The organism is Clostridium transplantifaecale (assembly GCF_900626075.1).
Classification (GTDB): domain Bacteria; phylum Bacillota; class Clostridia; order Lachnospirales; family Lachnospiraceae; genus Otoolea; species Otoolea transplantifaecalis.
Genome location: NZ_UYZY01000002.1, coordinates 726730 through 752597 on the forward strand (window position 1 = coordinate 726730; position 25868 = coordinate 752597).

Here is a 25868-nt window from a genome sequence, read left to right on the forward strand (position 1 = left end):
AGAGGGGAGTTACCATGGGAGAAAGTATTGCAGAGGGAAAAATTTTTAAAGCCGCCGTGCAGAAGCCAGAAGCAGTTGCAGCGGCTCATAATACCGCAGCATTGTCAGAGGACAGCTTCGAGCGTAAAATGACAAAAGGAGAACTGTTTTCTTACGGCCTGGGAGGCGTAGCCAGCACGATGCCGTCCCAATTTAAGATCAGCTATGCCATGAACTTTATGAGCGATGTAGCCGGTCTGCATGTTGGCGCTGTTGGTCTATTAAACACTCTGCTGATTATTTGGGACGCGATCAACGATCCTATCATCGGCGGGATCGCCGATCGCACCAATACCAAACGCTGGGGAAAATACAGGCCCCACATGATGATGGGAATACTGATGTGGGCCGTAATTATGGTGGCATTGTTTACCGTACCGAATATTCCGAAAACAGGCCAGTGGATTTATTACATAACGGCTTTGCTTTTGTATTCCGTGTTTTATACACAGTTTACCGTTCCGTGGCAGGCCTTGAACAGCGCCATGACCCATGACCCGAAGGAACGCAACCTGATGTTAACCTGCCGTCAGTACGGTGGCTCGATTGCCGGTGCAGCAGTAGGAATATTTGTAATTCCGATTGTGGGCCATGCGGCGAATCCAAAGACAGGGTGGCACATCAGTGTCGGAATTGTCTGTGCTGTCATGGTCATTGCCGGTCTCCTGGCAGCGAACGGCGCTAAACGCGTGGACTATTATAATTCATTGGAAACTCCGGAGAAGGTTCACTTAAAGGGGCAGATACATATTATTACTAAAAATCGCGCCGTAATCTGTGCAGCTCTTCTTTTGGGCATTGTAAACCTGGTTAATACCACCAATGCTGCAATATCGCTGTATTACCTGCGCTGTGTGGTGAATAACCTTGGTTTGAAAGCAATTTTTTCAATTGTCACACTGATCATTGGGCTGATTGTTATCCCGGTTATGCCTGCAATCTTAAAAAGGTTCGGAAAATCAAAAACCTTTCTCTTTGGCATGGCAATTATTTCCCTTCAGTCCATTCTGCTGTTTATCCGCCGGGAATTTGCCACGGATTTTGAGGTGGTGTTCATGTCATTCCTGAATGGTCTGGGATTTGTAATTGCAAATGTAGCTGTGCTTGCTATGATTCCCGACTGCACCGATTTTACGGAATACAAATTTGGTACGGCTCAGGCGGGCTTTATCAATGCGGCCATCACCTTCATGAAAAAGTTCTGTTCCAGCTTTTCTACGTTGATTGTTGGCTGTGTTTTAGCCGCCGTCGGCTACAGCGCTCAATCGGAGGTGAGCCAGGAGCTAATTGATGTGATTATCAATTTAAAAATTGCTTATCCGATTGTTCTTGTTGCAGCAACCATACTTGTCATCAGACAGTATCCTATTACACCGGAATTCGCAGTCCAGATGCGTGCCGAACTTAAAGAACGGAGAGCAGAAGCAAAACAAAAAAATAATAAGTAATTGCCAAAATAACAGAAATGGGATTCTGCCTGTACACAGGAGGACGCCGCACCGGATAAAACTGGTGCGGCGTTTACACTTTCGGCAATTAAAACTGTTTCTGTTCACTCCGAGTCCAGTATAACACGCTCTGCAATGCACAGAAACGGAAAAAGCGCCGAACCCGATAAAGCGGGGCATGGTATTTCATACAGTATGTCTTGGGACTTTCGCGAAAAATACGCTCGAAAGCAACTCCCGTGACATTACTCTGTGAACAGATATAATAAAATCTATAAAATTTGCTAAAAATCAAAAATATATCTTGACAAATCTGTGCAATGCATATAATATAAAATTACATTAACGTTAATGTGAACGTTAATGTAAGGTGTAGCAGAACACCAAAAAAACAAATGTATGGGAGGAAAACGAATGAAGAAATTAGTTGCGGCATTATTAGTATCAAGTATGGTACTGGCTACGACAGGGTGTTCATCTAAGACAGAGGCACCGGCACCGACAGAGGCGCCAAAGACAGAGGCTCCGGCAGAAGCCGGCGGCGAGACAGAGGCGGCAGAGAGTAAAGAAGCAGGAAAACAGTATGAGATTGCTTTCAGTTTAAAGACAGTTACCAACGATGCATTCCAGAGCGGAATTGCAGATGCGATTAAGTCGAATGTTGAGGCGGCAGGCCACAAGTTCACACTGGTTACGGCCGGTGACGAAACTGCAGTATCCGCACAGGTAACACAGATTGAGGATTTAATTGCTAAAAAAGTTGATGCCATTATCGTTAACCCAATGGATGCCAACGCAGTCGTGCCGGCTCTCCAGAAGGCAAAAGACGCAGGTATTCCGGTTGTCCTTGTAGACAGCACAATTGCTGAAGGCAATGAAGATTTATATATTACATATGTAGGTACGGACAACTACGCAGCAGCTAAACTCGGCGCAGAGAAGCTGACGGAGAAACTTGGAAACAAGGGAAAAGTTATTATTGTCAGAGGCGCTAACGGAAACTCCGTAGGCGATGCCCGTGTAAACGGATTCAAAGACGGCCTTGGCGACGGAATCGAAATTGTAGGCGAGCAGCCAGGCGACTGGAGCAACGACGTGGCAAAACAGGTTACGGAGAACATGCTTCAGGCAAACCCGGAAGTAGACGGTTTATTCACAGCATCCGACGTTATGCTGGACGGTATCCTTCAGGCAATGGATGATGCAAAACGTGAAGGCATCCAGATTATGAGCTTTGACGGTTCTGACGATGGAAAAGCGCTGATCGAAGAAGGCCTTGTACTTGGTACAATGGCACAGTTCCCGGATCATATGGGCAAGATTGCCGTAGATACCCTGGTTGGCGTATTAGACGGAACAACCGATGCGGCAAGCGTTGACAAATACATCGACTCCGGTACAGAATGTGTTACCGCAGAAAACCTTAAATAATAAAGGAATGAAGTAAGTACGGGATAGTGGAGGAGGTGCTGCAAAATTCTCAGGGAAGCAACAGGCTGAAGAATTTTACAGCACCTTTTCTTAAAAGCAGCAGTCGCAGAGTGAACAGTAACTTCGCATGGACTTTGCGTTTATCAGGAAAGGTATGGGAGTAGTGAAGGATAAAAATCTGAGAATTTCAAAGAAAACAATGCTTATCATTGGTGCAGTCTTACTTTTTTTAATTGTTGGGTCGCAGATTCCAAACTATCTTACAGTCAGAAACATTTTTAATGTAATAAGACAGAGTTCCATCGTCTCACTGGTGTCTTACGGTATGACCATGGTTATCATTGTAAAGGGAATCGACCTGTCGGTCGGCGGAATTATTGCATGCTGCGCTATGATAAGCGGATTAATGATGAAGGGCGGATGCCCGATATGGCTTTCGATTGCCGCAGGTTTACTGGCGGGCGCCCTGATGGGATGGTTTAACGGCGTTATGGTTGAAAAACTGGAAGTGCCGGCTTTTATTACAACTCTGGTGGTTGGACAGGTGGCAAGCGGAATTGCCCTTATGTTAAATGGAGGCGGCTCCCTGGGCGGCTTCCCGAAAGAATATGTCAATATCGGAAACGGAACACTCTTAGGAATGCCAATTTCTAATTATATTACATTTATCTTCTGTATCGTGTCGGCCCTGATTATGGGACGGACCCGCCTGGGGACTTACATCTATGCCCTCGGCGGCAACGATATGGTTGTGAAGCAGCAGGGAATCAGCACTGCGAAAATCAACTATTTTGTATTTGCATTTTCCGGCTTCTGTGCGGCGGTGGCGGGGATCCTGCTGAGCGCGCAGATGAATACGGTCCACCCGACACAGGGAGGAACTTATCAGCTCGATGCCGTTGCGGCCTGTGTCATCGGCGGCGTCAACATGGCAGGCGGGGAAGGCAAGGTTTATCTGTCTCTCGTAGGCGCCCTTCTCATTGGTTTCCTGAGGAACGGCCTGAACCTTTACGGACTTCATCCGTTCTATCAGAACCTGGTGATTGGATTTATTATTATCGTGATTGTAGCCGTATCCATTTACAGCCGTAACCGGAAGATAGAGGCGGCCAAGGTATTTTAGTTACGGTACGTATTTTAACATATATTGCGAAGGGAAGAAAAATGGGTAAAGAACAAAAAACTATGGAAAATAATAAACAGGCGCTGAGGATGTTTGTGAAGAAAAATGGCAGCGTTGTTGTTTTTGCAATTCTCTGCATCGCGGCTGCCATATTTGTTCCCAGATTTGCTTCTGTGAACAACTTTCTTCTGATTATTAAGCAGTCGGCTATCCCGGTTATTGCCTGTATCGGTATGACGATGGTACTGATGACCGGCGGCATCGACCTGTCGCTCGGCTATACGATAGGACTCAGCTCCACGATTGTCGGCATGCTTGTAAAGACTCATGAAATGGCGTATCTGCCGGCGATTCTCATCACGCTGGGAGTCGGAGTGGTCATCGGCCTTATCAACGGTTTCTGTGTGCAGGCCATTAAAGTGCCGGCATTTATCACAACCCTGGGAACCGGATACATCATATATGGAATCGCAGAAATTGTAAGCCACGGCGAGTCGGTTAACCGTCTGCCGAAGGGATTTCTGGCAATCGGTAAAACAGAGGTGTTTGGAGTTAATACAACCGTAGTGATTACCGCAGTAATCTGTCTCGTGTTTTTTTACATATTACATATGTCCACATTCGGCAGGAACTTGTCGGCATTCGGACTCAGTGAACCGGCCAGCCGTCTGAGCGGCGTGGCGACGGCGAAAATCAACGTTCTGGTTTATGTAAACTGTGCGGTTCTCGCCAGCCTCGTGGGAATCCTTCTTTCCATCGACGTCAACTGTGCCCAGCCGACCATGGGCGGCGGAAATTATACGTTCGAAGTCATCACGGGCGCAGTGCTTGGAGGCGCCAGCCTGTTCGGCGGAGTCGGTTCCGTTGTGGGCGCGCTCTTCGGCGTCATGACCATCAAAGTAATCGGTAACTGTATCAACCTGATGAATGCGGCTTACTACCTTTATGACGCAATCATGGGAATCATCATTTTAGCTGCGATTGTTTTTGAAAATGTCAAGAACAGAAAGCTGTAAGGAGTCGATCAGATGAGCAAAACCATTTTAAGAATGGATCATATAACAAAATATATTTTTGACGCCTACGGAAAACCGATTCGGGGGACGGATGTAAAGATACTGGATGACGTGCATTTTGACATGTATGAGTCGGAGGTGCATATCCTAATTGGTGAAAACGGCGCCGGCAAATCCACCCTGATGAAAATTTTGGGAGGCATTATTCCCCAGGACGGAGGGGAGATGGAGCTGTTCGGGCAGAACGTGAACTTCTCTAACCCAAGGCAGGCCGAGGCGATGGGCGTCGGCTTTATCCATCAGGAACTCAACCTCTGCCCGAACCTGAGCGTTGCGGAGAACCTGTTCCTGGGAAGGGAAATCACGGGCAAGGGAAATATTTTCAGCAACAAGAAAGAGATGTATGCCCAGAGCCGGAAGATGCTGATGAAGCTGGGATTTGACATTGATCCTCAAATCCTGGTGCGCAACCTTTCTACGGCACAGCAGCAGATTGTGGAGATTGTAAAGGCCATCTCCTATGATTCGAAGATTATTATCATGGATGAGCCGACGGCCAGCCTGACGCAGGCTGAGATTGACCATCTGTTTGAGATTATCAGGGATATGAAGAAACAGGGAATCAGCATTATTTATATTTCCCACCGTTTTGAGGAGTTAAAAGAGATTGGCGACAGATTGACGGTACTCCGCGACGGCTGTTATGTCGGAACGATTGATATGGCAGAGTTCAGCCATGACAAGGTAATCGGCATGATGGTCGGAAGAACTTTAAACCAGATGTATACATGCGCCCACGTACCGCAGGACGAGGAAATCCTCAGAGTGGAGAACCTTAAAATTGCCCCGAACACCGCTCCTCTTAACCTCTATGTGAAAAAAGGCGAGGTTGTGGGAATCGGAGGGCTGGTGGGAGCCGGAAGGACGGAAGTGGCCAAGAGTATTTTCGGCGCCCGTAAATTCTACGGCGGTAAGATTGTCTATAAGGGTGAGGCGGTAACAAAACCGGCCCCGAAAGAGATGATTAAAAAGGGACTGATGTATCTGACCGAGGACCGCAAAATTGAAGGCCTGGTTCTCCGGATGGATATTGAACAGAATATTACCCTGGCCTCCCTGTCCGAAATGTTTAAGAACGGGTTTATAAAGAAGGGACGGGAGCACGAAGTATCCGAGGAAAAAATAAAGGAACTGAATATCGTATGCACGTCCGGCCATCAGCTTGCCAATACGCTGAGCGGCGGGAACCAGCAGAAGGTGGCACTGGCAAAATGGCTGGCCAGCCATCCGGCCCTGCTGATTCTGGATGAACCGACAAGGGGTATCGACGTCAATGCGAAGTCGGAGATTTATCAGATTATCGATGATCTGGCGAAAAAGGGCGTTGCCATCCTCATGATATCCTCCGAACTGCCGGAACTGATTGGCATGAGCGACAGGATTTATGTAATGAGACGCGGAACCATCTCTGCGGAGCTGACTGCGCGGGAAGATTTCCAGCAGGAAAAGATCTTATCATATACAATTTGACGGGCCATGCGAAAGGAGTTTAACAATGAGAAAACTGATGGTTAAAAATATATTGGACAGCGATTTTTCCGTCTATGGAAGATGCGTGGATCTGCTGTCTCCGTGCTCTCCCTGTATTGGGGAGAAGCCGATCCGGTTTTACAGGGATATGATGCCCCTTGGAGGCAATGAGACACTCTCCCTGTCCGTGACGGCGGTGGAGCCGATGAAAATGGTTGTAGATGTGCTGGAGTTCCACTCCAGTACAGGAGAATGTTTCCTGAGTTTGGATGGAGACACCTGTATCTGCGTCGGACCAGCGACCGCGGACCCGTACCCGCAGGCGGAGACGCTGGAGGCATTTTTTGTGCCGTCAGGAACCGCGGTTTACATCCATCCCGGCGTATGGCACTATGCACCATATCCGGCCGGCGATCATCCGATCCACTCCCTGGTGATGCTGCCTCAGAGAACTTACGCCAATGACTGTTATAAGTGCGAACTTAAGGCGGATGAGGTAATGGAACTGGAGATTTAAAGACGGAATGGAAAAAACAGGCGTAATATTTGATATAAAGCAATTTGCGGTATTTGACGGACCGGGCATCAGAACCACCGTGTTTTTAAAGGGCTGTCCTCTGCGCTGCATGTGGTGCCACAACCCGGAGGGGCTGTCGTATAAACCACAGCTTATGGTGTCGCCAAACGGCTGTACAGACTGCGGAAGCTGCCGTCTGGTCTGCAAGCACCCGGACGGCTGTATGCTCTGCGGAGACTGTGTGAGAGCCTGCCCGGCGCGTCTTAGAAAGATCTGCGGGGAGCGCATGACGGTGGAAGCGTTGACCGGAAAGCTGCTGCGCGACCGGGAATACCTGGAAATGCAGGGCGGAGGGGTTACCTTTTCCGGCGGGGAGCCGACGGGACAGCCGGAATTTCTTCTGAATTGCCTGAAAGAACTGCGCACAATGCACCGTGCGGTTGAAACAAGCGGATACTGCAGGACCGATATTTTTAAGAACATCATTGATGAGCTGGATTATATCATCATGGATATCAAGATTGCGGATGATGAGATACATAAGATTTACACCGGAGTGAGCAACCGGATAATCCTTGAGAATCTTGAACAGGTTAAGAAAAGCGGGAAACCGTTCCGGATCCGGATTCCTGTCATTCCCGGAGTCAATGATACAGAGGAAAACTACCGTCTGACGGCGGAGCTTTTAAAAGGAGCCGAAAACCTGGAGATGGTGGAACTTCTACCCTATCACAAAACGGCAGGGGCCAAATACAGTATGGTGGGGCGCGCCTACGCCCCGGACTTTGATGTCGACAGGGAACCGGTCCTTGAGACGTCGGCTTTTGAAAATGCGGGAATCTGCTGCCATAAGATGTAGACCGGACAGCAGTTGCCGATGAAGTTACAGTTCAGCCATGATGTATCCCGCGAGGTGTTTTCACGTGTTTTTCGTGAAAATCCCGAGTTACGCGGCGCGAAACGGTGTTTTTTATCGTTTCTGTGCATCATTTTGTTATAGTTTAGCCAAAGGCTGAACTGTAACCCGATGAAGTTAGGAGGAAAAAATGACAGCATATATAGAAAAATTGCTGGAACGTTTTATCGTAGAAAAGGATCAGAAAAAATACCGCGACACTCCGGAAGACCCGAGGGCCCTTGCAGCCGGTTTTGAGGAGGAAGGACTCCCGGATCTGGAACGGGCGGTGAGAAGACTGGCCTTTATGCTGAAAGAAGAACGTCCGGTCGTATATCCCGATGAAAAAATCGTCCTGCTCCGCACAAGAACCACAGTGCCGGAAATCTTTACGGAACGGGAATATGAAGAGATAAAAAAAGAGCATTATATCCACGAGCAGGGTAAGGTGTGCAACATTAACCCCTCATACAGCATGCTGATTGACGCCGGCTTCGACAAAAAACGGGAGGAAATCAGGGAGGCTCTGGGCGAACCGGCAATTTCACAGGAGAAAAAAGAATATCTGGATGCGCTGATGACCGTTCTTGACCTGATCGAAGAATTTGCAGGGCGGTACAGGGAAGAGGCCGAGCGCGTCGGAAACATAGAAGCGGCAAAGGTATTTGAAAGAATCCCGTCCAAAGGGGCGGAAAATTTCAGGGAAGCGCTCCAGTTTCTCCGCCTGATCCATTACTGCCTGTGGTGCAGTTTTAACTATCACAATACCTTTGGCCGGTTTGACCAGTACATGTATCCTTATTTTAAAAAAGATATGGAGAGCGGGCTGATTAACAGGGAGCAGGCCCTTGAGCTGGTGGAGGAATTCTTTATTTCCTGTAATAAGGACAGCGATCTCTATACGGGGATGCAGCAGGGGGACAACGGACAGAGTATTGTTCTTGGAGGATTGAATCCGGACGGCACGGAGAGCTATAATGAACTTTCGGATCTCTGCCTTCAGGCCAGCCTGGAACTGAAATTGATCGACCCTAAAATCAATCTCAGGGTAAATAAGAACACGCCACTAGATATGTACGAAAAAGGCACCCGCCTGACCAAACAGGGGCTGGGATTTCCGCAGTATGCCAATGACGATGTGATTGTGCCTGCCCTGAAACGCTGGGGATATGAGGAGGAGGACGCTTATAATTACGTGGTGGCCGCCTGCTGGGAATTTATTATACCGGGAACCGGAATGGATATTCCCAATATTAACGGCCTGTCCTTTGCCCATGCAGTGATTTCCAGCATGGAAAAACTGCCGGAATGCAGTACATTTGAGGAATTCATGGAGCTTGTAAGGGAGAAAATCATGGCTCAGGCGGACGAACTGATCGCCGGGGTTAAGAATGTTTATATGGAGCCTGCGCCGCTTATGAGCCTGATGATGAAGGACTGCATCAGCACGGGCCGCGATGTGTCGGAGGGTAATAAGTACAACAACTACGGCTTCCACGGCACCGGCCTCTCCACTGCGGTGGATTCTCTGGCCGCCATCAGGAAGTACGTGTTCGAAGAGCGGAAATTTACAGCGAATGAGCTTAATGAGATGCTGGCTGTTGACTTTAAGGGATATGAGAGGGTGCAGAATATGCTGCGCTATGAGGCTCCGAAGATGGGCAATGACGATGACCGGGTGGACGGTCTCGCCGTGACGCTTCTGGACTGGTTCGCCGATTCCCTGGAAGGGAAAAAGAACGACAGGGGCGGCATTTTCCGGGCAGGAACCGGTTCGGCCATGTACTATATCTGGCATGCAAAGGACGAGGTGACAACTCCCGACGGAAGAAAGAAAGGGGAATCCCTGGCCTGCAACTACTCGCCAAGCCTGTTTACCCGTCTGGACGGTCCGGTATCCATTATTAAATCCTTCGCCAAACCGCACCTGGTACGGGTTGCCAACGGCGGACCGTTGACTATAGAGCTTCATGATACGCTGTTCCGTAACGACGACAGCATCCGCAAGGTTGCCATGTTTGTAAAGAGCTTCATGGACATGGGAGGCCACCAGATGCAGATCAATGCGGTCAACCGCGACAAGATGGTGGACGCTAAAAAACATCCCGAAAATTACAGAAACCTGATTGTCAGGGTCTGGGGCTGGAGCGGATATTTTGTGGAGCTGGATGAGGTTTACCAGGATCACATTATAGAGCGTATGGAACTTTCGATGTAAATTAGAAAAGGTTATCACCCCATAGATTAGGAGTATGCAAAATTAATTCATCTATGGGGAAACAGCCTTTTATATCTGAATATAGAAAATAGATGGGGAGAATTCAACACTATCGTATAATATAATCAATGAGGACATACTTGATATGTAACAGTATTAGTCAAAGATCCTTTTACAAGTTTACCACATTTACTACATCTTTTTGCATTATAATATTTTACAACACATCCACCATCCGATTTCTTTGAGTGACTGGTATAACTTCCAGGTACATATGCATGCTCACAATTCGCTTTAGGAGTTATGGTATCGCTTTGTAAATCATAGGTCATGCCATTACTATTCGTAAATTGCTCATCAAATAAAATGGGTTCGGAGGAAAAGGGAGCAGTAGCGCCAATTGGATTGAAGATAATAGTTTCATCAGGTGTGATATGCACTAATTCATCATTGTCTTCCACTACTTCGTATTTTTTGGGGGTCTGATAGGCAAATGTTGGGACGCTGCTGCAAAAAACTATAAATAAAGCTAGGAGAGTTGATATAATTTTATGTTTTGGTGATGATTTTTTTGATTTCATAATAAAAGTAATCCTTTCTTTAAAGTCTTTATGTGTACGATTTTCTTTACTAGAGCAAAACATTGATGTATAGATACCAGCGTCTTCTTTATAGGAAGATGCCATCTCAAGAATAAGACTGCCGTAAATTTTTCTGGTCGCTGAAGGTTTTGTTTGTATAACTTCTTCATCACAGGCTAGTTCTGTTGTTTTTTCAAGATAATAATCTAATAGATAAAAGATAGGATTAAACCAGTAAAAACCAACAGCGAGTGGACGGATAAATTTATATAAGTTATCATAATTCTTAATATGGCAAAGCTCATGGTGGATAATCAGCTCCATTTTATCAAGCTCTATATTATCAGGTAAGACAACTACAGGTGACCATACTCCTATGGTAAAAGGCGGAATTTCAGGCGGACAGATATAGAGTCGTACCGAACGCCTTATTTTAAGAGAGGTTCGATATTGTTCGACTGTTTTTAAAATTTCTGGGGTAGAAACACTTTGCATAGAACTCAGCACTGTTTTTTTTTGTAAAAAATAACGTGAAGAGCGCAAGCAAAAAACAATTATACCTATAGAGAGCCAAACAGTGAAAATAGCCAATTCATACCGGAGAGAAACACTAATTTGTATTTCCGTTGGGGCAACAATAATGAACTGTTTGTGGCCGTCCAATGTTAGAGCGATATTTTCAGAAAATGGAAATAGCTTAAAAAGAGCAGCCTCTATAGCCGTTCGAATATAGGCAAGGGGTATAATAGAAAGAAGAAGGGAAATTTTCAAAATTCTACATTTCCAACGGGCACTAAGCATTTTTCCATACAAGTAATCAACTAATAGAAATAAGCAGAATAAAAAGTTGCTGGAGAGCATCATTGTGGATAAAAGCCTCATAAAATCGCCTCATTCACTTTCTATTATGTCATCTAAATATTCTTTTAATTCATTCACATATTTTGGGTCTAGTGTATTTTTACCAGTTAATGCGGACATAAAATTTTTGACAGATCCGCTATAAAATGTCTCTACTAACTCTTTTGCTTTCAAAGAATCAAATTCTTCTTTAGTAAAATTATAAATGTAACTTCGTCCATTCTTTACGACAAATCCTTTCCCAAGTAACCGTGATAAAAAGGTATTAACAGTCTGTCTTTTCCAATCTTTACCTTGTTTATGAAAGTGACTTACAAGTTCACTACAGGTGGTCCATTTTTTATTTTCCCATAAAACTGTTAGAATTTCTTCTTCGGCTGGAGATAAGCTATATTTCATTTATATTATCCTTTTTAGTCCATTATTTAATTTAAATAATACTACAATACAGTAGTCGTGTCAAGAAAAATAAATTCATAGAGATAATTGACATATGGTTATTAAAGGAGTATTATAATAAAACAGACTACAGACGTGTAGTCGAATTCCCGGGAGAGATAAATGAAAATAATTTTTGTAATCGCATCCAGAGGAGGTGGAGTATTTAAAATACTGATTAAATTGGAGGGAAACGATGAAAAAAAAGGTGGGATTTATTGTTTATGGCCTAACTTATATTTTTATTTTGCTAAATATTAATAGTATTATTTTTAATATGAAAAATTATTCAAAATATTCTCTTCTTTTAATTGTTTTTGATGTATTAGCTATTATTAATTTGATTTATTTATTTTGCAAATATAAGAAAAATGGAGGATTCAAATGAAAAAAAAGAATTTAATAACTGGTCTGTTGTGTTTAACAATATCGATAAATTCATTAATTCCGACACTTGCTTCGCCGTATGAAAATACTAATTTAAGCAAGAACAGCCAGGTGACCTCAAAGAATTATGAGGTGTATTCTGATGATGGATCGCTTGAAGCAGTAATAACTTTTAATGATGAATACACTTATGCAACTATTAATGATATTATTAATAATAGGGTAGATATACTTACAAAGGATAATAATGGTAACGTTTACATTAATGGGCAACAAGTTGCAACAGGACAAAGTAATATAGCTGAATCGCCTACACCGCTTGCAATCGATTATACTTATTCAGGTACAAGCGAACTGAATTTAAATGCGGAAATGTCAAAAGCTCAAATGCTAGCAGCTATTACGTCTCTGATTCCCTATTGGCCAACCTCAGGCGCATCAAATGCAGCAAGATATTGTTACGAAGCGGCACAAAAATATGGTGGCACAATGACTTTATATTGTCAGTTATGGGTGAATTATGATTACAAAAAGTTTAAAAGCCATAACTGGATTTATAGTGACAATCTTGCTATGACAATTAAAACGTGGGATTTCAATGGTAGTATGCGATAACTGAAATATTACGGGAGAGTGTTAGACAGAATTAAAAAACTGTGATACATGATATTTGTCTTGATTAATTATAGAAAACTAACAGGATTGTCATAAAATAGGAATTTATAAGACATGATCATAAAAAGCAAATTCAGATAGAAATAAGATTCCGTCTGAGTTTGCTTTTTTTGCTTTAGTATATAAAAGGAATAGAACAGTAAATTAATTAAGGCGATGTCTTATACGGGGTGATATCATGACAGGAAAGCAGGCAGGCATCTTCGGACTCCCAATGGATAAAGGAGGCGTCCGCCAGTGACCAGACATTGAGCAGCGGGTTGAAAACTTCCATCGTACGGTTGATCGCCGTACGAATATTATGGGCCGGACAGCGTTTGCACGGTTCCTTAAGGTTAAAAAATGCCTTATAGCAGGGAATTCCCAGCGCAGCGTCAGGGGCAATTGCATAGGTCTTCGCGTTGATGTACTTAAGCGCATAGGTATCAGGATCGATCACATAGATCCAGGAATTCTGGTTATCGAGCACCATCTGGAGGTTTTCAGCCATAGACACCGCCCGGTCCTGGGCGCGCATTTTTAACAGGAAGGTGGATAAAAGCTCTGAAATAAAGGTCAGAGCATCTATCTGCGCCTGTGTCCAAATCCTTTTTTCACTGCAGTCGTCAAAGCCCACAAAACCCGCAAAATGGCCGTCATTGCGGATTGCGCACTGCAGCAGGGATTGGATTCCCTGGGTGTCCAGCATCCCAAAAAGCCTGTGCGGCAGGACCGAAACATCGGGACAGTAAAAAACGCCGTTCTCATTAAAGAGATCACTGTACTTGCCGTCCAGATAGGAGTCATAGACAACATGCTGCAGATTCGCGATCTCGGGAGAGATCCCTTCATTGCACCATTCAAAGGTATTAGCGCAGCAGAAACCGTCACCGAATTCCTCGAAAATATAGACACGGCTGACATTATATTTGCGTCCCACCATTTCGAGGATAGAATAGATCGCCATCTCCAGGTCCCCGGCGGCATAGAGCATTTTAAATGCCTGCTGGATAATGCCGTATGTGACCAGATTTGGGGAGTCGTCCGACTCGATCCGGGTGCTGGCCGTCATGCCCTGTCCCGAGTTACGAAGGAATGCGTTTGTAACAACCGATTTGTCAAACATGGAAAAACGGTCTTTCCCCTGCAGTTTGGCATGGTAAAGCGCCTGGTCGCAGGCCTGGAAGAGCGTCTGGTAATCTGTGCCGTCATCCGGAAAACAGGAGATGCCGATGCTGCAGGAAAGGCGGGTATCCTGCAGTTCCTCGGTGAGGCAGTTGTGAAAGGCCTCGATGACTCTCCGGGCGCGCGCCTGTATGGCCGGGACGTCGGCAAAGTTGTAGACAAACACGAGGAATTCATCTCCGCCAATCCGGGCCACGATATCTTTTGAACGGAACAGACGCAGGAGCTGGGAGGAGATTTCCGTCAGCACGGCATCGCCAAACATGTGGCCGTAAGAATCATTAATCTGCTTGAAATTATCCAGATCAATAATCATCATGGCCGAGCGCTCCGCCTGGCTGTGGTTATCCAGAAGGTACTGTATTTTACGCCAGCCGGCAGTCTTGTTATACAGTCCGGTCAGCGCATCCCGCTCCGCCTTATCGGTCAGTTCCTGTGTACGGCGTTTTTCGGCATCGATATCGAGTATCACTCCGACCGCTTTAATGGGAGCGCCGGAGCGGTCGAACTGGGCGGTCGCGCGCACACGGCACCAGATATAGCGGCCTGCCGAGTTGGCAATGCGCAGCTCTTCCTCGCCGTAGGGGCTGCCGGTTTCAATATTGTTAAGCAGAGCAAGGAACTTGGGAATATCGTCCGGAAAAAAGTGGGAGGCCTGCGGAATCTGTGTGCGGACGCTCTCGGCAGCCGGTTTATAGCCAAATTTTTTCTCCCAGTTGGGGGAATAGTTAATGGTGTTTCCTGTGATGTCCCATTCAAAAATAATGTCATTGGTCTGATCGAGGATAATCTGATGACGTTCCATGGTCAGCCGGAGCGCCTCCTGGGCCTGCATTACCTGGGTCATATCGGTGAGGACGCAGTTTAAGTATTCCGTTCCGTCTTCGTCGACGGACAGGCGGCATTTATCTAAAACCCAGATAATGCGGCCGTCCTTTGCCGTGACACGGTATTCAAGTTCAATAGACTGTCCGGCCAGGAGCTGTTCTTTAAAACGAGTTGCTACCGATTCCCTGTCGTCGGGATGGATCATGGCAACATAGCGGCTGTGGAACCGTTCGCGGATCTCTTCGCGCGTATATCCCAGCAGATTCAGGAACCCCTGATTGACGTCACGTATCGTGAACCAGCGGTCGTTGACGCACTGGCTGATGGCGACCATCAGGTTCTGGATGGCGTCAATCTCCTTGGAGTTGTCTTTTTGACACGGCAGTTTTTGCGCCTCGAATTCAGTTTCCTTCCAGACAATCAGGATTCTGTGGGAATGAGGAGACTGAATATTTACCCGGAGGATAACCGCATCGTACCAGAGATAAGTTCCGGTAGCGCGGTGGAGCACCCTGTATTTCCGGGTGCGTTTGAGCAGGCCGTTGTCCACGAAATCGTGTATGTATTCCGCACTTGAACCTGATACAATGTCTCTGTCGTCCGGATGCACGGATTTTTCGATAAAGTTGTGGAGGGAGTCACGGTAATTGTCGCCGTGTCGCAGCGTGTCGAAGTCGTCGCTGGAAATGTACACCAGATGGTAGATTTCCGAGCTCAGATCCACCTCCATGACCGTGGCGCCAAGGCAGCGCAGCAGGGCCGCGTACTTCATCTGGCCGAACTGCTGAGTATCCTGTTCCTCCGTCTGATGAAGCTGAGGCGGTGTCTCCAGCTTTTTTAAATCCATTTTAGGGGAATGGCCGTCGGCGTAGCTGTGTGTCAGCTCTACAAACTGTTCCCTTGAACTTTTGAAGCACTCCAGCAGTTTGGGTGAAAATGCGCCGCATTCTCCGTTCAGAATCATCGTATACGCTTTTTCAGGCGTAAATGCCTTTTTGTATACGCGGTCGGTAGTCAGGGCGTCATAGGCATCGGCAATGCCGGCCGCCTGGGCGCAGATTGGGATACTGTCTCCCTTCAGCCCGTCGGGATACCCGCGGCCGTCCCAGCGTTCATGATGATAGCGGCAGATTCTGTAGGCGTAACGCAGATATTCCTTGTCATCCATGCGATCGAGCCCCTCCAGTATTTCACAGCCCTTTTCGGAGTGGGTTTTCATGATTGTAAATTCCTCTGCGGTGAGAGGCCCCGGTTTGTTTAAAATGGCGTCGGGAATTGATATTTTACCAATATCGTGAAGCGCCGATGCGCTGGCGATTACATTGATAATGCGTTCATTTAACGAATATTCGGGATAGCTGCGCATGATGTTTTCAAGCAGTATTTTTGTGAACATACGGATACGCAGAATATGCTGTCCGGATTCCACATTCCGGTGTTCTACGACGGAGGAGAGAGCATCCATCAGGACATCCTGTGATTCGCGCAGCTTTATGGCCTGGCGTTCTACAAGATCTTCAAGGTGCTCTCTGTGAAGGTTCAGTTCTATGGCATTCTGTACCCGCCGCTTGACGACATGGGGTTCAAACGGCTTCATTACAATATCCGAGGCGCCGAGATCAAAGGCGCGGACCTCGCTCTCCATAGAATCTTCTGCGGTGATGATAATGACAGGGATATTTTTTAAAAGACCGGCTCTGCCCATGTCGGCCATGACCTCAAAACCGTCTTTGACCGGCATGATAATGTCCAGCAGTAAGGCGGTGATGGAATCACGGTACTGGTGCAGCAGAAGCAGGGCCTGTTCCCCGTTTTCAGCCTCCAGAATATTGTAGTCCTTCTCAAACAGGTTCCGGAGGATGGCGCGGTTTATCTCTACATCATCCACAATTAAAAGTGTGTTACGGTTCATATGGAGTATCTCCTCTTTAGCTCCGCCTTCTCTTAATCACTTTCAGACGGGTAAATTCTTCACGGTCTTTTTCTTCCAGAGAGTTCGTAATGTTACGGACGAGACTGCTGTAAGACGGAATGGTAATATTTTTCAATGCGTTGGCGCGTTTCTGGGTCTTCTTAATGCTGGCAGCCAGGCGGTAAGCGGAATTCTCCACCATAGACAGCCGGATAGTCAGCTCTTTTACCCGTTCAAATGCGGCGCGCGCCTGATCCAGGGATTCTTTTGTGCTGTAGAATGCATAGGAGGGAGGTTCTCCCTCTGCCTTGTGAAAACGCACAAGGGGAATCTCCGTTCCCATAATGCTGCGGGCCTTTATCTCAATGGAGTCCTCAACCGGGATAGACTCCCCGGCCTCCTGGACATAGCTGATACCCAGTTCAATATTGGCCTTCTGCAGACACTTATAGGCGGTCTGGAAGGTGACATCGATTTCCGACTGGATGTCTTTGGCCTGATCGATCAGGGCCATCAGTTCCCGGATCAGGATATTCCTCTTTTTATCCATCAGCTCATAACCCTGGCTTGCCAGAGCCAGGGAATTTTTGGCCAGTATGAGGTTTCCCTTTGTAGGGAATGTATTTGGATTCATAATTAATACCTCCTGTGAGCTGCGGTGCGTTTATTACTGTCCGGTGTCGGCCGGTTTGTAGTATTGATCCAGCACCTTGGTGTCGATACGGTCGAGTTCCGTTCTCGGGAGCATGCCCAGAAGTTCCCAGCCGATGTCCAGCGTCTTTAGTATGGTCCTGTTTTCATGAGGATCCTGGCCGATAAACCGGGTCTCAAATTCTTTGCCGAATTTCAGATACAATTTATCGATCGGCGACAATTCGTCCTCACCGATAACCGAAGCCAGGGCTCTTGCATCACCGACTTTGGCGTAGCAGGAGAACAGCTGGTTGGCCACGTCCTGGTGATCGGCTCTGGTGAAACCTTCGCCGATGCCGTCCTTCATCAGTCGGGACAGGGATGGGAGGACGCTGACGGGAGGGTAGATGGACTGTCCCTGAAGCCCGCGGTCTAGAACAATCTGCCCTTCGGTGATATAGCCGGTCAGATCGGGGATCGGATGGGTGATATCGTCATTCGGCATGGTCAGAATCGGGATTTGCGTCACGGAGCCGCTGATTCCCGCCACAATGCCTGCGCGCTCGTAAATGGAGGCGAGCTCGCTGTACAGATAGCCGGGATAACCTTTACGCGACGGGATCTCTCCTTTGGAGGAGGATACCTCACGCATGGCTTCTGCAAACGACGTCATATCCGTCAGGATAACCAGAATATGCATATGCTTTTCGAATGCCAGATACTCTGCCGTGGTCAGGGCGATCTTTGGTGTGATCAGACGTTCCATAACGGGATCATTAGCAAGGTTGATAAAGGTGACGACGTGATCGGAAACGCCGCTCTCCTCAAAGGTCCGGCGGAAATAGTCGCCGACCTCGTATTTTACGCCCATGGCCGCGAACACGATGGCAAATTTCTCTTTGGAGTCATCGCCGAGGGAGGCCTGCTGTACAATCTGTGCTGCAAGCTGATCGTGGGGAAGTCCGTTGCCGGAGAAAATCGGCAGCTTCTGTCCGCGGATCAGAGTGGTCAGGCCGTCGATGGCGGAGATGCCGGTCCTGATGTAGTTTCGCGGATATTCCCTGGAAACCGGGTTAAGCGGTTTTCCGTTGACGTCCAGTCTGACATTGCCGGGTACGGGACCGAGTCCGTCGATGGGCTGGCCGATTCCGTTGAAGGTGCGTCCCAGCATCTCCTCTGAGACGATAATCTCCATCGGATGGCCGGTCAGTCTGGTGTGGGTATTGCGAAGGGCCATATTTTCCGTGCCTTCGAATACCTGTATGATGGCTTTTTCGCCATAAAGTTCAATGATTTTTCCGAGTTTGCGTTCCTGCCCGCCGACGCTCATCTCCACGATCTCGTCGTAAGCGGCATTCTCAACGCCATCCAGTATTACCAGAGGTCCGTTAATGGAACTGAGCCCTAAATATTCAATTGCCATAATAAAGTCCCTCCTTAAGCGTTCCGCTCCACGACGGCGTCGTAGAATTTGTCGATTGCCTCGCGGTATCCGTCAAAAAGATCGAGGCGGTTGTTGGGAACGTCGTATTTGATTGATATGATTTTTTCGAAAATATTATCCTGTTTTAAGATGGACATCGGCATTCCCATTCCTATCAGGGCGCGGCAGCGCTTGAAGAGATAGAGGATGATTTCCATCATCTTAAACTGCTTTTTCATCGGCACGCAGGTATCCTCCGCATGAAACGCATTCTGCTGCAGAAAGCCGAGTCGGATGACCTTGGCGATTTCCAGCACCAGTTTCTGATCGTCCGGCAGGACGTCGCTTCCGATCAGCTTGACAATTTCCATCAGGCTGTTTTCCTGGGTCAGGATGTAGACGAGCTGGTTCCTGTAGTCGATAAACCGCTTATCCACGTTTTCCGTGTACCAGGGAGCCAGATCGGTCAGATACTCCGAATAGCTGGTCAGCCACTGGATAGCCGGGAAATGTCTGGCGTACGCCAGGTTTTTATCGAGTCCCCAGAAGCAGCGGACAAACCGCTTGGTGTTCTGGGTGACGGGTTCGGAGAAATCTCCGCCCTGCGGGGAGACTGCGCCGATAATGGAGACGGAACCCTCCGTACCGTTTAAGTTCTGCATCATTCCGGCCCTTTCATAGAAGGCGGAAAGGCGGGATGCCAGATAGGCCGGGAAACCTTCCTCGGCAGGCATCTCTTCCAGACGGCCGGACAGCTCTCTGAGCGCCTCGGCCCAGCGGGACGTGGAGTCGGCCATAATCGCAACGTGGTAGCCCATATCGCGGTAATATTCCGCCAGGGTAAGTCCCGAGTAGAGACTGGCCTCACGGGCCGCTACCGGCATGTTGGAGGTGTTGGCGATCAGGGTGGTCCGGTCCATCAGAGGGTTGCCAGTACGGGGATCCGTCAGCTCCTGGAATTCTTCCAGAACCTGGGTCATCTCGTTGCCGCGCTCTCCACAGCCGATATAGATGATAATGTCCGCATCGGACCACTTGGCAATCTGATGCTGGGTCATGGTTTTTCCCGTACCGAATCCACCGGGGATACAGGCCGTACCGCCTTTTGCAAGGGGGAACAGGGTATCCAGGATACGCTGGCCTGTGATAAGCGGCCGGGATGCCGGATAACGTTTGCCAACGGGACGCGGAATACGGATCGGCCATTTCTGCGCCATCGGGAGTTTAATCTCCGTGCCGTCCGGGCGCTGAAGCGTAATGAGCGGGTCGTGTATTGTGTATTTGCCGTCAGGAACGACGTCTAGTACGGTTCCTTCCGTGCCCGGAGGGAGCATGACTTTGTGGACAATAGCCCTGGTTTCCGGAACTTCAGCGATGATGGAGCCCTGATACAGCGTATCTCCTTTTTTTACCGTGAGGCGTGTATCCCACAGTTTGCCGCCGTCCAGCGATTCCACGCTGACACCACGGTCGATGTAGGCGCCGCCGGTTTTCTTGATTTCCGTCAGAGGGCGTTCGATTCCGTCGAAAATATTAGTGAGGATGCCGGGAGCCAGGATGACCGATACGGGAGAACCGCTTCCGCTGACGCACTCGCCCGGTTTGATGCCGGATGTTTCCTCATATACTTCAATGGTGGTCCTTTCGCTGGTGAGGCCGATAACCTCTCCGACGAGCTTGTCGGTCCCCACATAGACCAGTTCGTTCATTTTAAAGCCCGGATCGCCCTTCAGGTAGACGATGGGACCGTTGATACCGTATATAATGCCTGTGCGTTCCATCTTATCTGCCTCCTAACCGGAACTGGAATTTCTCGGAGATTTCTTCCAGCTTTGTTTTAAATGAATTGTCTATCAGGATGTTCTTGGACGGAATGACGGCACGGATACCACCCAGAAATGTGGTATCGCTGAGCTTTATGTCCGCCCCGGTATGAAGCGCGATGCGGTTCAGTTTGTCGGCGTCCGATGGATCCAGATAAACGGTCATCGGAGCTTTCTGGGCGAATTCCATCGCCTTTTTTACCTCCGACTCAAGGAAATGCTGATAGTCGGCGGAATCCATGAAAAGAGCCAGGCGGTTGCGCAGCTCGCTGATCAGCATGGTCTTAAGCTCTTCCTGCTTTTTGCTGTATTCGCGTTTGATGTTAATCTGTTCAATGGACAGCTGTTTGTTGATGTCATGTTCGATTTTTTCAGCCTCGACGGCTACCTGCATGTCGGCCTGACGGCGGGCATCCCTTTTATGTTCCTCCATAATGGATCTTAAGGAGGCGGTATAATCGGCCAGCATCTTGTCGCTGCGCTCGGTGGCATCCCCATAACAGAGGGATTCAAAATGTTCCAGTTTTTCTTCTATGGTCAAGTATGTTCACCTGCTTTCCAAATACTGCGCCAGAGCGTGTTTGAAACTTCATTCCCGCCATCTGCACGCCCCGAATTAGAGTTTGAGGCCAATGGCCTCATTGACATAGGCAGTGATAAAGTCCGGCTTGCGGCCGGTTCCGTGACGGTCGGGGATCTCCACAAAGAGCGGGAAATTATGTTCCAGCCTGACACGGTTGATGAGGTCGGGAAAATCGCGCCCGAATTTTTCGGTTAAGAGCACGATTCCGATCTCCTTATCGGCGAGGACTTTATCAAGCGCCTCTTTTACCTCCTGCTGTTCATGCACAACAACACCCTCCACGCCGGCCAGGCGCATTCCAGTGAGAGTGTCTATGTTGTCGCTTAACAGGTACATCTTCATTATAATTTACCCAGGATCATGAAGGAGATGATCAATCCGTAGAGGCAGACACCTTCGGCAAGGCCGGCGAAGATGAGGGATTTACCAAAGATGGAGGAATCCTCACTGATAGCGCCCAAAGCGGAGGAGGCAGCGGCGGAAACGGCGATACCGCCTCCGATGCCGGAAAGTCCGGTGGAGAGAGCAGCTGCGATGTAGCCCATGCCTGCGGCGGCGCCTGCAGCGGTCCCGGCGGCCTCCTCAGCGGCATATGCGTTGCCGGAGAACATCAGGACGGATGCGGTGATAAGCGTCCCGAAAAACAGTAATACGTTGACACCAAGGGCCCTTTTATATCTGCCCCTTGTTTTTTCACCTGCGGCAAATGCGCCGAAAGGTACGGCAATACTTAAGATGAGTGCGGCAGCTAATAAGATTTTGACTGTTAATGACATAATAGTAATCCTCCATTATTTTTATATTACCGGCGAAGGGCTTTTTAAGGACTTCCAGCGCCGTTTTCAGTGTTCAGGCTTTTTTTACCGGCCTCAGGCTTTTCCGTAAGGGCGGAATTCACGTCCGCTGCCCTTGTAGAAGCGGCTGAAGATTTCATAGTATTCCAGTCTCAGTACCTGGATTCCGACAATCAGTCCCTCCATCGCGCAGACGAACAGGTTACCGATAATGACGACAGCCCAGTTTGGAGCTCCTGATTCGGCTCCGGCCAGCATCATGACGACTTCCATCATGGCCGCGTGGCTGACTGCAAACGCGCCGACACGTACAAAGGACAGGGTGTTGGAGAAGTAGCTGAGCAGCATCTCAAACATTTCAAAGAATCCCTGGACAAAGAACATGGCGCGGGATTCGGAAATGTGTCCGGCCTGTTTTTTGACGAGTGCTGCGAGCGGTTCCTTCAGGAAAATGATAATTAACGGTATTCCGAACATGACGGCCAGTACGCCGGCGGCGGGAAGTGTTTTCCCCATCATGAAGAGAACGACAACAGCCAGAACGCTTCCGTAGAAGACAAGGCCGGCCAGACCGTTGGTATCAAACCAGGATTTTTCGGGATCCTTAAAACGGACCGAATTAATGATGTTCAGTATCATGGTCAGTACAATAATTCCCATTCCCAGGGCGACCGCGACGATAAATACGGTGTTGAGCTTTCCGATAAACGGCAGGTTCATCATCTGGGCGGCGGGCCGCAGCCAGAGCGGATGGAGGATATCTTCAAATCCAAAGACACTGCCGAACAGGAAACCGAATATGGTGGAGAAGAATCCGCAGCATGAAACAACAGCGGCCAAATCCATCTTTTTCACGCGGTAGAGCGCATATCCGCCGCACAGGAGGAACAGTCCCTGCCCCACGTCGCCGAACATGAAACCAAAGAGGAAGGAGTAGGTTACGGCAATCAGGATCGTGGGATCGAGTTCTCCGTACGCCGGAAGCCCATACATCTTGATAAACATCTCAAACGGACGGAACAATTTCGGGTTCTTCAGTTTGGTGGGCGGAGGAGTGAGCAGGTTGTTGTGATCATCCTCCACGAGGCAGAATGTCTTGTCATCCAGCTCCAGCTCCTTCCGGAACTGTTCGGCATCCCGTTCCGTCATCCATCCGCAGAGGATGTAGAACGTGTTGACATCGTGGTTTGTACAGGCGGCCAGTTTCCTCACGTTAAAGTTCGTGTTGTAGGAGTTGAGTTTTGTGTAAGCGTCCAGGATATCCTGCCTGTTGTCTTCCAGGATCCGGTTAATTTGCGCATTCATTTCCGCGAGTTCGGACTCGGCTTTCCGGATCTGTTCTTCCAGGGCGTCGATGGCCTCGCCCGGCGTTCCGTTGTATTCGTCCGGCACAATAAACCGTTCAAAGTGAAGCGACGTATAAATGGCGTCGATTCGTTTGGATATAACGGCCGGAACAAAGTAGACGATGGAAACATAATTTTCATCCTCATGGCATTTGTAGAGGATGGTATCTAACGACTCATAGACGACCTTCTCAAATTTTGCATAATATTCCCGCGGGATCCGGCCGAACCGGAACCTGATGTGCCGGAAATGCAGAATCGACCGGATATCGTAATCCAGCTCCCTGAATGGAAGGATTTTATTGTGGGAAGTCCGCAGCGTATCCAGTTCCCCTTCCAGTTTTGTCCTGTTTCCCATAAAATCTGCCAGGGCCTTATCTACCCGGATGACAGTCTCGGACGCCTTTTCTATGGAAATATCCCTGCTGTCCGGCAACAGAGTTCCTTTTGCCGGTGTTTCCGCGGTTTTGGCAGGACCACCCGAATTCAGGGAGCCGACCAGGCGGGAGGCTCTTGTGAAGAGCTCTTTGTAGGGATTGATTTCAATATAAGGGCGGAGGTCTTTTACGGTTTTCAGCTCGGACAGAGCATTCTCAATCTGAATCTCATATTTGCTGAGATACTGATTGACAACCCGGTCAATATCTTCTTTGGGACCGGTTATGCTTAGAAATTTCATTTTTTCTATCACGTCGCATTCCCCCCTGTTTCATGTTTTTCTATAATATCCAGAATTTCTCCGGCATCGAGGCGATAGCGGATTCCTTCTATAACCGTGACGATTTTCCTCAGCTCATCTTCTTTGAAATACAGGTAAGAGTAGAGCGAGGCGATGGAGTACGGATTCCTGGCGGCCGCAGTCCTGTGGATGTGGGCCAATATCACGTCGTAGAGGATTTCCAGATTTGGCTTTTCATCCAATGCGGACTGTTTGGTCTGGGAACCGTACCATGTTTCCGAGAGCGCGGAGAAATATTCCTCCATGCTTTCGGCGGCGATCAGCTGTTCAAGCTGGCTGTTTCGCAGGCGGTAACGGATGGGGATGAGAAGCTTTTTCACTTCCGATCCCGGAATTGTGTAATACCGTTTGGTCCTGTAAATCCACTGAAGGTTCAGCAGGTCCAGTTTTGTTCCGAACCCCTGCAGGATGGTTTCCTGTTCCCTCTTCGGAATATTCTTTTTAATTGCTTTCCAGGTGACGTTGAAATAATAGAGATCCAGCGCCATCTCGTAATCAAAGTGGCCTCCGTCGCCGGAATCGCGGATGCGCGCCAGCAGCGGGTAATAAACCGTGCCTTCCAGGCTGTCGATGAACTCATCCGTTGTGGCGGCCGTGCCGATGGCCGACAGATCCAGTTTGGAATGGGAACGGAAAAATTCCTCGTACCGGGACAGGCCGACCGGAACCGGCTGATGGGCCGCTGCATTTCTCAGACAGCTCTTCATAATATCTATCTCGAAGTGCATAAAATACAGTTTGAAAAAACGTCTCTGTTTTATGTTTGAAAAACGGTACAGCCTGGCGTAATCCCTGTACAGGGAACCGGCCAGAAGCCGCTCAATGGTTCCCCGGTGCAGATCCTCACTGTCCATATCCGGGAACACGCCCGAATAGGCAGGAAAAGCGCGTAAGAATTCCACCGCTTCCGGTACGCTTTCCAGTCCGGCCATGGCCCGGTACTGGTCCCTGGTGAGGAGCTGTCCCGTCATTGCACGGACCTTGGTAGTCAGCCCGCTGTAGGCCAGAAGTCCTCTCATAAGAATCACGCTCCCGTCATTTCTTTAAATAGCTGCTCCACATAGGTCTGGCTCTGGCACTTATAGTGGTTCTCCAGTTTCTGAATCATGTGTTCCGCCCGGCTTCTCTGGCAGGACAGTTTCTTTTGCATCTCGTCTTCCATGGAAGTCCGGACTTCGGCAATCCGTGCCTCAGTCTCAGCCTCCAGATCCCGATTAAATTCTTCCGTCTCTTTGTGGATCTGATCCGCAATATCCTTTTTCCGGGCAGCGGCATCTTCCATAATTTTTACGGCTTTATTTTCTATTAGAGATATTTTTCCTATAATCCGGTCCATTTAAGGCACCTCCTGTGGTTATTATAAACTTGTGCCGCGTTATTGAAACTATTATACGCATAAATGCAGGAAAGAATCCGGCAGGAACAAAGGATTCTCCGCCACCGCCAACAACGAAAAGCACGCTT

General features: G+C 48.2%; 23 protein-coding genes. 10 read left to right on the forward strand and 13 right to left on the reverse strand.

Annotation, left to right across the window (positions count from 1 at the left end):
- Positions 1 to 14 precede the first annotated feature (14 nt).
- The 8 genes from EJL91_RS08975 to EJL91_RS09010 all read left to right on the forward strand — a co-directional run bounded on the left by EJL91_RS08975 (position 15) and on the right by EJL91_RS09010 (position 10217).
- The gene (locus EJL91_RS08975; protein WP_125141595.1) at positions 15 to 1487 is read left to right on the forward strand and encodes an MFS transporter; all 1473 of its coding nucleotides are present in this window, start codon (positions 15 to 17) and stop codon (positions 1485 to 1487) included.
- Between the two features lie 414 nt (positions 1488 to 1901).
- A complete protein-coding gene (locus tag EJL91_RS08980; protein WP_164516786.1) occupies positions 1902 to 2918 on the forward strand; it encodes a sugar ABC transporter substrate-binding protein in 1017 nt (338 codons plus the stop codon).
- 154 nt (positions 2919 to 3072) lie between these two features.
- A complete protein-coding gene (locus tag EJL91_RS08985; RefSeq protein WP_164516787.1) occupies positions 3073 to 4041 on the forward strand; it encodes an ABC transporter permease in 969 nt (322 codons plus the stop codon).
- Between the two features lie 41 nt (positions 4042 to 4082).
- Positions 4083 to 5057 (forward strand): ABC transporter permease, encoded by a 975-nt coding sequence (locus EJL91_RS08990; protein ID WP_125141598.1) that lies wholly within the window; start codon positions 4083 to 4085, stop codon positions 5055 to 5057.
- 12 nt (positions 5058 to 5069) lie between these two features.
- Positions 5070 to 6587 carry a sugar ABC transporter ATP-binding protein gene (locus tag EJL91_RS08995; RefSeq protein ID WP_125141599.1) on the forward strand — a complete coding sequence of 506 codons (1518 nt, stop codon included), beginning with the start codon at positions 5070 to 5072 and terminating at the stop codon, positions 6585 to 6587.
- 25 nt (positions 6588 to 6612) lie between these two features.
- Positions 6613 to 7104 carry an ureidoglycolate lyase gene (locus tag EJL91_RS09000; protein ID WP_125141600.1) on the forward strand — a complete coding sequence of 164 codons (492 nt, stop codon included), beginning with the start codon at positions 6613 to 6615 and terminating at the stop codon, positions 7102 to 7104.
- Between the two features lie 7 nt (positions 7105 to 7111).
- Complete coding sequence (locus tag EJL91_RS09005) at positions 7112 to 7963, forward strand: glycyl-radical enzyme activating protein (protein WP_125141601.1); 852 nt, start codon at positions 7112 to 7114, stop codon at positions 7961 to 7963.
- A gap of 187 nt (positions 7964 to 8150) precedes the next feature.
- Positions 8151 to 10217: a pyruvate formate lyase family protein gene (locus EJL91_RS09010; RefSeq protein ID WP_125141602.1), complete on the forward strand. Its 2067-nt coding sequence runs from the start codon at positions 8151 to 8153 to the stop codon at positions 10215 to 10217.
- Positions 10218 to 10342: 125 nt separating this feature from the next.
- On the opposite strand, the gene EJL91_RS09015 is transcribed toward EJL91_RS09010, so the two are convergent.
- Entirely contained in the window at positions 10343 to 11680 is a 1338-nt protein-coding gene (locus EJL91_RS09015) for a M56 family metallopeptidase (protein ID WP_125141603.1), read from the reverse strand.
- 9 nt (positions 11681 to 11689) lie between these two features.
- Positions 11690 to 12058, reverse strand: coding sequence for a BlaI/MecI/CopY family transcriptional regulator (locus EJL91_RS09020; RefSeq protein WP_125141604.1), 369 nt, complete (start codon positions 12056 to 12058; stop codon positions 11690 to 11692).
- A 235-nt stretch (positions 12059 to 12293) separates the two neighbouring features.
- Between EJL91_RS09020 and EJL91_RS09025 the strand changes: the two genes are divergently transcribed.
- A complete protein-coding gene (locus EJL91_RS09025; RefSeq protein ID WP_125141605.1) occupies positions 12294 to 12485 on the forward strand; it encodes a hypothetical protein in 192 nt (63 codons plus the stop codon).
- The gene (locus tag EJL91_RS09030; RefSeq protein ID WP_125141606.1) at positions 12482 to 13099 is read left to right on the forward strand and encodes a hypothetical protein; all 618 of its coding nucleotides are present in this window, start codon (positions 12482 to 12484) and stop codon (positions 13097 to 13099) included. The genes EJL91_RS09025 and EJL91_RS09030 overlap by 4 nt, the downstream gene beginning before the upstream one ends.
- 208 nt (positions 13100 to 13307) lie before the next feature.
- Here EJL91_RS09030 and EJL91_RS09035 read toward each other — a convergent pair whose 3' ends face one another.
- From EJL91_RS09035 to EJL91_RS09080, 11 genes are all read right to left on the reverse strand, one after another.
- The gene (locus tag EJL91_RS09035; RefSeq protein ID WP_125141607.1) at positions 13308 to 17063 is read right to left on the reverse strand and encodes a diguanylate cyclase domain-containing protein; all 3756 of its coding nucleotides are present in this window, start codon (positions 17061 to 17063) and stop codon (positions 13308 to 13310) included.
- A 16-nt stretch (positions 17064 to 17079) separates the two neighbouring features.
- Positions 17080 to 17697 carry a V-type ATP synthase subunit D gene (locus EJL91_RS09040; RefSeq protein WP_125141608.1) on the reverse strand — a complete coding sequence of 206 codons (618 nt, stop codon included), beginning with the start codon at positions 17695 to 17697 and terminating at the stop codon, positions 17080 to 17082.
- 33 nt (positions 17698 to 17730) lie between these two features.
- Complete coding sequence (locus EJL91_RS09045) at positions 17731 to 19119, reverse strand: V-type ATP synthase subunit B (RefSeq protein WP_125141609.1); 1389 nt, start codon at positions 19117 to 19119, stop codon at positions 17731 to 17733.
- 14 nt (positions 19120 to 19133) lie between these two features.
- The gene (locus EJL91_RS09050) at positions 19134 to 20900 is read right to left on the reverse strand and encodes a V-type ATP synthase subunit A (RefSeq protein WP_125141610.1); all 1767 of its coding nucleotides are present in this window, start codon (positions 20898 to 20900) and stop codon (positions 19134 to 19136) included.
- Position 20901: 1 nt separating this feature from the next.
- Positions 20902 to 21483, reverse strand: coding sequence for a V-type ATP synthase subunit E (locus EJL91_RS09055; protein WP_125141611.1), 582 nt, complete (start codon positions 21481 to 21483; stop codon positions 20902 to 20904).
- Positions 21452 to 21550, reverse strand: a complete 99-nt coding sequence (locus EJL91_RS25360; RefSeq protein ID WP_423243434.1) for a hypothetical protein — start codon at positions 21548 to 21550, stop codon at positions 21452 to 21454. The genes EJL91_RS09055 and EJL91_RS25360 overlap by 32 nt, the downstream gene beginning before the upstream one ends.
- 8 nt (positions 21551 to 21558) lie before the next feature.
- The gene (locus EJL91_RS09060) at positions 21559 to 21867 is read right to left on the reverse strand and encodes a V-type ATP synthase subunit F (RefSeq protein WP_125141612.1); all 309 of its coding nucleotides are present in this window, start codon (positions 21865 to 21867) and stop codon (positions 21559 to 21561) included.
- The gene (locus tag EJL91_RS09065) at positions 21867 to 22301 is read right to left on the reverse strand and encodes an ATP synthase subunit C (RefSeq protein ID WP_125141613.1); all 435 of its coding nucleotides are present in this window, start codon (positions 22299 to 22301) and stop codon (positions 21867 to 21869) included. The genes EJL91_RS09060 and EJL91_RS09065 overlap by 1 nt, the downstream gene beginning before the upstream one ends.
- A 93-nt stretch (positions 22302 to 22394) precedes the next feature.
- The gene (locus tag EJL91_RS09070; protein ID WP_125141614.1) at positions 22395 to 24356 is read right to left on the reverse strand and encodes a V-type ATP synthase subunit I; all 1962 of its coding nucleotides are present in this window, start codon (positions 24354 to 24356) and stop codon (positions 22395 to 22397) included.
- Positions 24353 to 25423, reverse strand: coding sequence for a V0D/AC39 family V-type ATPase subunit (locus tag EJL91_RS09075; protein ID WP_125141615.1), 1071 nt, complete (start codon positions 25421 to 25423; stop codon positions 24353 to 24355). The genes EJL91_RS09070 and EJL91_RS09075 overlap by 4 nt, the downstream gene beginning before the upstream one ends.
- A gap of 5 nt (positions 25424 to 25428) precedes the next feature.
- Positions 25429 to 25740 carry a hypothetical protein gene (locus EJL91_RS09080; RefSeq protein WP_125141616.1) on the reverse strand — a complete coding sequence of 104 codons (312 nt, stop codon included), beginning with the start codon at positions 25738 to 25740 and terminating at the stop codon, positions 25429 to 25431.
- Positions 25741 to 25868: the final 128 nt, after the last annotated feature.

Excerpts from the sequence above, each read along its gene's own strand:
- EJL91_RS08975 (WP_125141595.1), top strand. The coding sequence starts at position 15 with ATGGGAGAAAGTATTGCAGAGGGAAAAATTTTTAAAGCCGCCGTGCAG.
- EJL91_RS08980 (WP_164516786.1), top strand. The coding sequence starts at position 1,902 with ATGAAGAAATTAGTTGCGGCATTATTAGTATCAAGTATGGTACTGGCT.
- EJL91_RS08985 (WP_164516787.1), top strand. The coding sequence starts at position 3,073 with ATGGGAGTAGTGAAGGATAAAAATCTGAGAATTTCAAAGAAAACAATG.
- EJL91_RS08990 (WP_125141598.1), top strand. The coding sequence starts at position 4,083 with ATGGGTAAAGAACAAAAAACTATGGAAAATAATAAACAGGCGCTGAGG.
- EJL91_RS08995 (WP_125141599.1), top strand. The coding sequence starts at position 5,070 with ATGAGCAAAACCATTTTAAGAATGGATCATATAACAAAATATATTTTT.
- EJL91_RS09000 (WP_125141600.1), top strand. The coding sequence starts at position 6,613 with ATGAGAAAACTGATGGTTAAAAATATATTGGACAGCGATTTTTCCGTC.
- EJL91_RS09005 (WP_125141601.1), top strand. The coding sequence starts at position 7,112 with ATGGAAAAAACAGGCGTAATATTTGATATAAAGCAATTTGCGGTATTT.
- EJL91_RS09010 (WP_125141602.1), top strand. The coding sequence starts at position 8,151 with ATGACAGCATATATAGAAAAATTGCTGGAACGTTTTATCGTAGAAAAG.
- EJL91_RS09015 (WP_125141603.1), bottom strand. The coding sequence starts at position 11,680 with ATGAGGCTTTTATCCACAATGATGCTCTCCAGCAACTTTTTATTCTGC.
- EJL91_RS09020 (WP_125141604.1), bottom strand. The coding sequence starts at position 12,058 with ATGAAATATAGCTTATCTCCAGCCGAAGAAGAAATTCTAACAGTTTTA.
- EJL91_RS09025 (WP_125141605.1), top strand. The coding sequence starts at position 12,294 with ATGAAAAAAAAGGTGGGATTTATTGTTTATGGCCTAACTTATATTTTT.
- EJL91_RS09030 (WP_125141606.1), top strand. The coding sequence starts at position 12,482 with ATGAAAAAAAAGAATTTAATAACTGGTCTGTTGTGTTTAACAATATCG.
- EJL91_RS09035 (WP_125141607.1), bottom strand. The coding sequence starts at position 17,063 with ATGAACCGTAACACACTTTTAATTGTGGATGATGTAGAGATAAACCGC.
- EJL91_RS09040 (WP_125141608.1), bottom strand. The coding sequence starts at position 17,697 with ATGAATCCAAATACATTCCCTACAAAGGGAAACCTCATACTGGCCAAA.
- EJL91_RS09045 (WP_125141609.1), bottom strand. The coding sequence starts at position 19,119 with ATGGCAATTGAATATTTAGGGCTCAGTTCCATTAACGGACCTCTGGTA.
- EJL91_RS09050 (WP_125141610.1), bottom strand. The coding sequence starts at position 20,900 with ATGGAACGCACAGGCATTATATACGGTATCAACGGTCCCATCGTCTAC.
- EJL91_RS09060 (WP_125141612.1), bottom strand. The coding sequence starts at position 21,867 with ATGAAGATGTACCTGTTAAGCGACAACATAGACACTCTCACTGGAATG.
- EJL91_RS09065 (WP_125141613.1), bottom strand. The coding sequence starts at position 22,301 with ATGTCATTAACAGTCAAAATCTTATTAGCTGCCGCACTCATCTTAAGT.
- EJL91_RS09075 (WP_125141615.1), bottom strand. The coding sequence starts at position 25,423 with ATGAGAGGACTTCTGGCCTACAGCGGGCTGACTACCAAGGTCCGTGCA.
- EJL91_RS09080 (WP_125141616.1), bottom strand. The coding sequence starts at position 25,740 with ATGGACCGGATTATAGGAAAAATATCTCTAATAGAAAATAAAGCCGTA.